This is a genomic window from Streptomyces sp. NPDC028928 (assembly GCF_055564915.1).
Genome location: NZ_JBVHVI010000041.1, coordinates 1 through 3,077 on the forward strand (window position 1 = coordinate 1; position 3,077 = coordinate 3,077).

At 70.5% G+C, this 3,077-nt stretch carries 1 protein-coding gene; it reads left to right on the forward strand.

The window, feature by feature from the left end:
• A partial coding sequence (locus ACZ4U1_RS40165) for a putative T7SS-secreted protein (protein ID WP_467909131.1) occupies nucleotides 1-3,077 on the forward strand: 3,077 nt, incomplete at both ends.

Sequence of the window (3,077 nt, forward strand, 5' to 3'; positions counted from 1 at the left end):
TGGGCCACGGACAAGGTCGGCGACAAGCTGGACGATGTCGGCCTGCACAAGTGGGCCGACGTGGTGGAGGACTGGGGCGACGGAATCGCCTCCGATCTCGGGGCGACCCCGGGTGAGCAGCAGCTCGGCCAGACCGAGGAGGCCAACGAACTCGTCCACGGCAACCCGGCGAAGATCCGGGAGAGTGCCAAGCACCTGCGGGACTTCCACGGCGCGTTCGACAAGGTCAGCCAGGGGCTGAAGAAGGTCGACTCCTCCGGCTGGCAGGGCGAGGGAGGCGACGCCTTCCGCAAGAAGTTCGGCGTCCACCCGACCAAGTGGGCGCAGGCAGCCGAGGCCTGCAAGACGGCGGCGGAGGCGTTGGAGTCGTACGCCGACACCGTGCAATGGGCGCAAGGGCAGGCCAAGGAGGCCGTAGAGCTTTACAAGAAGGGCGAGAAGGCGTCCAGGACCGCGTTCGACGCCTACCGGCAGAAGGTCGAGACGTACAAGGCCAAGGCGGACGCGGGCGAGGATCCCGGCCCGGATCCGGGGAAGTTCCAGGACCCCGGCAAGGCCACCGTGCAGGCCGCGCACCACAAGCTCGCCGAGGCCCGCAAGCAGCGCAACACCGCCGCTTCCGAAGCCCAGGGCAAGGTGAAGGCGGCGCTGGCCCACGCCCCGGCCGAGCCCCCGCCCCTGGACCGCCTCAAGGGCGACCTGAAGGACGGCGCGCTGTCCACCGGCATCGAACTGACGCACTTCGCGGGAGGCGTGGCCAAGGGCACGGCCGGCCTGGTCAACTTCGTCCGGGGCCTGGACCCGATGGACCCCTACAACCTGACCCACCCGGCCGCGTACATGCAGAACGTCAGCATGACGCTCTCCGGCCTGACCTCCACCGCCGCCCACCCCGACCGCACCGCGAAGACCATGTGGGAGGAGTTCCGCAAGGACCCGTCCGAGGGGGGCGGACGGCTGTCCGTCCAGTTCCTCCTCGGCGACGGTGCCGGACTGGAAGCAGGGCTTGCGCGGAAGGCCGCGGAGACGGGGCTCACCCGGCGTGCGGCGGAGGCCGCGGCGGGGCGGGAGGCGCGAGCCGGGGCGGAGGGCGCGGCCGGGAAGACGGCTCGGGACCGGGTGAACGAGGACCCCACGCAGCCTTCCCGTACCGGCGATTCGGTGGAAAGCAAGGGCACCGACCCCATCGACCTGGCCACCGGCAAGATGTACCTGCCGCAGACGGACGTCACCCTCCCCGGCGCACTCCCCCTGCTCCTGACTAGGCGGGTGGAGTCCGGCTACCACCTGGGCCGCTGGTTCGGCCCCTCCTGGACCTCCACCCTGGACCAGCACCTGGAGATCGACGCGGAGGGCGTCGTCTACGTCACGGAGGACGGCCTCCTCCTGTCCTACCCCCACCCCGCGCCAGGCCTGCCCACCCTGCCCAGCCACGGCCCCCGCCTCCCCCTGGACCGCGTAGACGGCGGCTACACGATCGCGGACCCCCGCACCGGTCGCACCTGGCACTTCGCCGACCGAGGCCCCGGCCTGGCGGTCCTGGAACAGATCGACGACCGCAACGGCAACTGGATCACCTTCGAGTACGACACCGAAGGCACCCCTCTGGGCGTGTACACGAGCGCCGGCCAGGGCGTCCGCATCACGACGGAATCGGGCCGCGTCACGGCGTACCACCTGACCGCCACCGGCGAGGAGCTGAAGCGCTTCGGCTACACGGACGGCAACCTCACCGAGGTCATCAACTCCTCCGGCCTCCCGCTCCGCTTCACCTACGACGAGCAGGGCCGGATCACGTCCTGGACGGACACCAACGGCCGCAGCTACACCTACGCGTACGACGACCAGGACCGCTGCATCGCCGAGGGCGGCTCGGCCGGCCACATGGCCCTCCGCCTGACCTACACAGACCCCGACCCGACGACGGGCCTGCGCACGACAACGGCGACGACGGCCGAGGGTCATGAGCGCCGCTACCTGGTGAACGACGCCTGGCAGGTGGTGGCGGAGACCGACCCGCTCGGCGCAACGACCCACTACCGGCGGGACCGCTACAACCGCCTGCTGTCCACGACGGACCCGCTGGGCCACACGACGACGTTCGAGTACGACGAGGCCGACAACCTCACGCGGGCGATCCGCCCGGACGGCCGCGAGGCACGAGCGGAATACAACGACCTCGGCCTGCCGGTGAAGGTGGTGAACCCGGACGGTACGGTGATCCGCCAGACCTACGACGAGAGGGGCAACCGCACATCGGTCACGGACCCGGCCGGCCAGACGACCCACTTCACCTACACGCCGGCCGGCCACCTGACGGCGGTCACGGACCCGCTGGGCCACACGACGAGGGTGATCTGCGACCGCGCGGGCCTACCGCTGGAGGTCACCGACCCACTGGGCGCGGTGACCCGCTACGAACGAGACGCCCTCGGCCGCCCCACCACCATCACGGACCCCACCGGCGCGACAACACGCCTGGAGTGGTCGATCGAGGGCCACCTGACCCGCCGCACGGCCCCCGACGGCACCACGGAATCGTGGACGTACGACGGCGAGGGCAACTGCACGAGTCACACCGACACCCTCGGCGGCGTCTCCCACTTCGAGTACACCCACTTCGACCTGCTCACGGCCCGCACCGGCCCGGACGGCGTCCGCTACACGTTCGACCACGACACAGAACTACGCCTGACCAAGGTCACCAACCCACAGGGCCTGACGTGGGAGTACGAGTACGACGCGGCCGGCCGCCTGCTGTCGGAGAAGGACTTCGACGACCGCACACTGACCTACGAGTACGACGCGGCGGGCCGCCTGACCTCCCGCAGGAACACACTCGGCGAGGCCGTGTCCTTCCAGCGCAACGAACTCGGCCAGGTGCTCCGCAAGGACGCAGCAGGCCAGGTCACGACCTACGCCTACGACTTCACGGACCAGCTGGCCCAGGCAACGGGCCCGGACGGCACAACGCTGACCCTGCTGCGCGACCGCTACGGCCGCCTGCACTCGGAAACGGTCAACGGCCGCACGGTGACGTACACCTACGACGCCCTGGGCCGCCGCACCGGCCGCAC